A 4,800-nucleotide genomic window follows, 5' to 3' on the forward strand; every position below is an offset into this window, starting at 1 on the left:
AACAGTTTTGATAACCGTTTTAACTTTTTCAGAATCCACGGCTGACCTATTCCGCTCTTCGCTATTAAGTGATGAGACATTATTGATAATCCTGAATGTTCGGTTGGCGTTTTCTGTGATTGAAGCTTGGCGTGAGAGGTCATTAGTTAAAGATGATTTGTCTTTTTCTAGCTCAGTAATACTCTCATTCAGCTCATCAATTTTTCCTGCCTGCCATCGAGTCATGATAAATAACAACGTCATCATCACAGCACAGGCAATTAGCAATTTCTTACTCATAACAACAACCAAGCATCTTCAAAGACTTTATCCGTGTAAGGTTGATAGCCCAACTCAACGCCTACGATTGCTTTTGCTAAAGAAATAGCAACTGGCTTTGATTGAGTATCTATCTTGTCATTAATACCAACACCAATCTCTTTTGATGCACGGCTAATATAACCATTCGTGTTGTTCTCAACTGGCGGTGCATACTTATTAATGATTGATGATACTGAGTTCAAACCATATTTACGTTGATAGGTTTGGGTTAACTTATAAATTGCTCGGATGCCATATTCTGGCGACTCAAAGACACAGAATCGAGGATTAGGCACTCCTGTTTCAATACCGACCAAACCTTCCCATTTATTAAGTGGGTTATAATCAATATTACCCGGATTGTTATTGCGTTCACCGCGAGCTATCTTTGTCATGTCTGACACCTCTGAATATTTGCATTATGTTTCCACGACTCAATAAGATGAGTACGCATAGTGATAAATTAATGCCGACTTCAAATGGATCAGCATGAGAATAATCATCTGTTAAGATCCGCAGTGGTACCGAACCCAATAGGATAATTAATACCCACGCAATAAATGACGCCCCAAATTTATATTGAGCGCCATTGCGACGGTAATTAATTAAGCGGATCACTGCGAGTAAACAAGAAAAGAAATTGATGTAAATCCAAAACATTGAGATGGTCATCTGCCACCTCCTCTGAATTTATCTATCAGATTATTAATAAATTTATTTATTCCGTCAGTCATTGCACCCGGCTTTGATATTGAGACTAAAACACCCACCAGCCCTGCTGACGAAAACATTGCCCCTACTGATTTATCAACATCACGGCCACCGGTTATATCGCTAAGAATACCCGACATAAAATCAGCGCCATAAATACCAATAAGGAAAGCAACTGCAAAATAAGTCCAACGCTTTAATAGACGAATATCATGAGCAGATAAAACAAAAATAACTGCTCCCGCAAACGCCCCAATAACAACGCCAGCGTCCATACCAGCAAACAGACCTACAATTGAAACGCCCGCTAGCGATGCTGTTGTAGTGCCCGTTAACGGCTCATTCATGTGTGTAGTCCTGTTATTTGGTTAAAAAGGTGCAGACACACAGCTCTTGTGTGAAGTGATTAGTGTGTGATTGATTCTGTGGTCGGCATATACGAAAAAAGACCGCCTAAGCGATCTTCAAAATGTGATACTTTAGCTTATTCTGGTTTCAATCTTTCTGCATTAGCAATATACAATGCAATAACTAGAATAAGGATTGTTCCTGAATATACGATAAGTAATTGCGGATTTTTATGTTCAACAACAATAAGTCTAATTACGGCGGTAATAGCGATGTAAATAAAATATTGTAATGGAAAGTGATAATTTGATTGAAAGTATTTAATAATTAAGGCAATAAACTCAAAATAAAGAAAGTAAATGATAAGTCCATCAACCAATAAATAAATTGAAACTGGATCATTAGCTGTAAATAACAAATTAGCAAGGATAATAGTTTCTTTAACTAAAAAAATTATTAAAATAATTGCAAGCAATATCAGGCCAACACTACTAATCCATTGTAAAACTCGACTAATTACTTTTGTTTGATTTAGTCCTGCCATAATAACTCCTAAGAGTTTATGCCCCTAATATCAAGTTTTCTATAGATTAAAATAAAAAAATAGATGAGAAGCTTTATATTTAATTGGACCGCCATCAAGGTATCGAACCTCAACTTTTAGTTTAAATAAAACTAAATACTCTCCCAGTTAAGCTAATGGCGGAATGAACTTACCTGAACCAACGAACTATCACAAATGCAACTAAGAGCAATAAAGCAATGATAATTACATTCCGTAAAAAAGCGGGGATTCGATGTAATAACACAGACCAATTCATAGGCATCTCCTTAGGAAATCATTCCTTTAGATACCACATCTATTTTTGATAAAAGCTTGCAAATGCAAGGTTTGCTGTTGATAGCAATGAGGTATGTTTATTTTCCTAAGTTTACCACACACTAATGAATATGTACGTTTTAAAATATAAAGGGATCAGCTTTAAATTTAATCAACAAAAAAACCCCGCCAAAGCGAGGTTCTATATATTCAACTATTTAACGCTTAACTCATTTGAGCAGCCATCACAGTCTTACAAAAAATACATTTTGCGCCGTGTGGATTGTTCACTGTAACATCAAATTGTGATGTTCTATATTGTGAACCGCTACAACAAGGGCATTTAAAATAGAGGCGAATAGTAATAGCGTCTTTAGAGAGCCACCACGTTGCCTGCTGCTGGACCTTTCATACCATTTTCAATGGTAAATGAAACTTCTTGGCCTTCCATCAGAGATTTGAAGTCATCACTTTGGATTGCAGAGTAATGTACAAACACATCTTTACTTCCATCTTTAGGGGTGATGAAACCAAAACCTTTATCATCGTTAAACCATTTTACTGAACCAGTCATTGTATTAGACATAGAATTTCCTTTAATTTATTTAATTTGCCATAGGGCATATGAGGGTTTGTTTTTTATTTTTACTTATGGGAATTAATTAGAAGGAATTCGCAATGAAGTGGTATCAAGGATAGCGCTAAATGGTGAACAACTTTAAACTGACTAACATAAATAGGCCTGTACTTCCAAACCAGTAACGCCATTAGGTCATAGATAAACTCAGATAGCAACCTTTATTTTATGTAAAAACCCCGCCGAAGCGAGGTCTTGATAAAGTTCAGTGTGGTAAGTAATAAATCGCCCACTATTTAGAGATGATAAGGCAACCTTATTCAAAATGCAACTTTTAACTGTTTATCTAACCAGTTATTTTGTAACCTTGTTGAATATTGCATCTGCGCTACTCTCTTCACTAAAACATTTGCTGATTAACTTCTCATAGAACGGCTTCCAGTTACGAGACCATGTAGGTTGGGTTAGCTCAGGTACTATATGTTTTATGGCTTGATATGCGACTGAAGATGGCATTCTCTTGTACCCTCTACCAATACAGCGTGGGCAATCTTTAAATACAGGTACACCGCCTTGTAATTCCGTTTGTTTTTCATCTAAGACTTTACCTCGACCTTTACAGCGACAGCGATAAGTTAACTTTCCCTTTCCATTGCAGGTTTTACATAATTCACCGGCATTTTCTTTTTCAGTCCAAGGCTCAATGACAACAGTACCATCAACACTTGTTTTCCCTTGGTATTTGACTACATCCTTGCGACTGTAAATTAGCCCTTTACCTGCACACGCTGAACACTCGCAAACAGAATCTGCTGAACGAGCATAATCTTCAAACGCCATTTTAGCGAGGATCACTAAACAGTAACCCAACTTATTGCCCGCCGATTTAGCCACCAGCTTGGGTGTTACCCTTAATGCGTATTTTGTTAACTGCTCTACGGTGCTGAATTTGTCCTCTTCACTCACGTCATTCTTAGCAAAAAACGCAGACATACCAAACTTAGCGCGTTGCTCTGTCATACCTAATGCCCCAGCACTGTCCATCCCTTTTAATCGGTCAGGAGAAGTAGAACAAGAGCCGTCACTGAATGTGGGTGACTTAGGATAAAATTGTTTTAATGCTGACTCTAATTTCATGCTAGTACTCCTCGTGCCGTACACACGTTAAATAAATGCACCGATGCCTAATGAACGGTTTAAAAAATGAAATAACAATTCGAGTTGATTGCCATGAGTGGTTTCCCATTGTTTGGGGTCACGATGTAACTCATCATGATGAATGCGACATAATGGAATAGTGAATAAGTCGTGAGCCTTAGTCCCCATCCCTCCCATGCCATGCCCTATGATGTGGTGCGGATCATCAGCCTGTTGCCCACACACGCAACACGGTTGAGTCTTCACCCATTGGAGCCATTGGGTATTTTCCCAACGTTGCATTTTAGGTTTAAGAAGAAATGATGCTGGTGGCTCCGGATCAACAGCAACTTTAATAACCGGCTTTATGGTATCTAACCGCTCATTCATTGCAGATAATGCGGTTACGTTACTTGGAATAATGTCCGCCTCAGGAAAACCACCATGAACTCTGCGTTCTTCTTGTTTATCTGACCAATTTAAAATCTGGCGTAATATTGCTTCGGGTAATTCATCAACCAAGCTATGCATTACTGCAAATGAGAAAAAATCAGGTATCGTTAGCTGGTGGCCACTATCTAATCTCAACCGAAAACGAATAGTGTCTAACATCCAATTGATTCGATTTTTATGAGCTAATTCAGCAACCCAACCTGCTGATGAATGACGAATATGATTATCGTGATGCCAGCAAGTGCGGATCACGCCAGCCTCATTAAATGTCGTTACTAACTCATGGTGATGATAATTATCTTCATCGTTATCAATCTGGCAGCACTTGATATTACGAATAACCCATGTATCCATTGGTGATACTTTATCGATGGTGTGGATCACTTTTTTACTATTGAGAAATTGGACGATGTGCTTATTGTTTAAAATAGGCTGTTCATCACCCGTTAATGCG

8 protein-coding genes, 1 tRNA gene and 1 pseudogene are annotated in these 4,800 nt (G+C 38.1%); all 10 read right to left on the reverse strand.

Annotation, left to right across the window (positions count from 1 at the left end; genetic code table 11):
- A pseudogene (locus DK858_RS13515) lies at positions 1 to 279 on the reverse strand (hypothetical protein); the annotation flags it as partial.
- Positions 276 to 695, reverse strand: coding sequence for a structural protein (locus tag DK858_RS13520; RefSeq protein ID WP_109397868.1), 420 nt, complete (start codon positions 693 to 695; stop codon positions 276 to 278). The pseudogene DK858_RS13515 and the gene DK858_RS13520, both read right to left, overlap by 4 nt.
- A complete protein-coding gene (locus tag DK858_RS13525; protein ID WP_109397869.1) occupies positions 673 to 972 on the reverse strand; it encodes a phage holin family protein in 300 nt (99 codons plus the stop codon). Before DK858_RS13525 ends, DK858_RS13520 begins: the two co-directional genes overlap by 23 nt.
- Entirely contained in the window at positions 969 to 1,358 is a 390-nt protein-coding gene (locus tag DK858_RS13530) for a putative holin (RefSeq protein ID WP_109373189.1), read from the reverse strand. Before DK858_RS13530 ends, DK858_RS13525 begins: the two co-directional genes overlap by 4 nt.
- 137 nt (positions 1,359 to 1,495) lie before the next feature.
- Positions 1,496 to 1,903 carry a phosphate-starvation-inducible protein PsiE gene (gene psiE / locus DK858_RS13535; RefSeq protein ID WP_109397870.1) on the reverse strand — a complete coding sequence of 136 codons (408 nt, stop codon included), beginning with the start codon at positions 1,901 to 1,903 and terminating at the stop codon, positions 1,496 to 1,498.
- 84 nt (positions 1,904 to 1,987) lie between these two features.
- Positions 1,988 to 2,065, reverse strand: a tRNA-OTHER gene (locus tag DK858_RS13540).
- A gap of 339 nt (positions 2,066 to 2,404) precedes the next feature.
- Positions 2,405 to 2,545 (reverse strand): cold shock small protein YmcF, encoded by a 141-nt coding sequence (gene ymcF / locus DK858_RS18575; RefSeq protein WP_419775829.1) that lies wholly within the window; start codon positions 2,543 to 2,545, stop codon positions 2,405 to 2,407.
- Positions 2,546 to 2,552: 7 nt separating this feature from the next.
- On the reverse strand, positions 2,553 to 2,765 hold the full coding sequence (gene cspE / locus DK858_RS13545; protein WP_041701226.1) for a transcription antiterminator/RNA stability regulator CspE: 213 nt from the start codon (positions 2,763 to 2,765) through the stop codon (positions 2,553 to 2,555).
- 345 nt (positions 2,766 to 3,110) lie between these two features.
- Positions 3,111 to 3,893, reverse strand: a complete 783-nt coding sequence (locus DK858_RS13550) for an antitermination protein (RefSeq protein ID WP_109397871.1) — start codon at positions 3,891 to 3,893, stop codon at positions 3,111 to 3,113.
- Positions 3,894 to 3,920: 27 nt separating this feature from the next.
- Positions 3,921 to 4,800: DUF968 domain-containing protein (locus DK858_RS13555; protein WP_228407323.1), on the reverse strand; the 880-nt coding region annotated here is incomplete at its 5' end.

Source organism: Proteus faecis (genome assembly GCF_003144395.1).
Taxonomy (GTDB): Bacteria; Pseudomonadota; Gammaproteobacteria; order Enterobacterales; family Enterobacteriaceae; genus Proteus; species Proteus faecis.

Coding starts and splice junctions, on each gene's coding strand:
- DK858_RS13520 (WP_109397868.1), bottom strand. CDS start 695: ATGACAAAGATAGCTCGCGGTGAACGCAATAACAATCCGGGTAATATT.
- DK858_RS13550 (WP_109397871.1), bottom strand. CDS start 3,893: ATGAAATTAGAGTCAGCATTAAAACAATTTTATCCTAAGTCACCCACA.
- DK858_RS13525 (WP_109397869.1), bottom strand. CDS start 972: ATGACCATCTCAATGTTTTGGATTTACATCAATTTCTTTTCTTGTTTA.
- psiE (WP_109397870.1), bottom strand. CDS start 1,903: ATGGCAGGACTAAATCAAACAAAAGTAATTAGTCGAGTTTTACAATGG.
- cspE (WP_041701226.1), bottom strand. CDS start 2,765: ATGTCTAATACAATGACTGGTTCAGTAAAATGGTTTAACGATGATAAA.
- DK858_RS13530 (WP_109373189.1), bottom strand. CDS start 1,358: ATGAATGAGCCGTTAACGGGCACTACAACAGCATCGCTAGCGGGCGTT.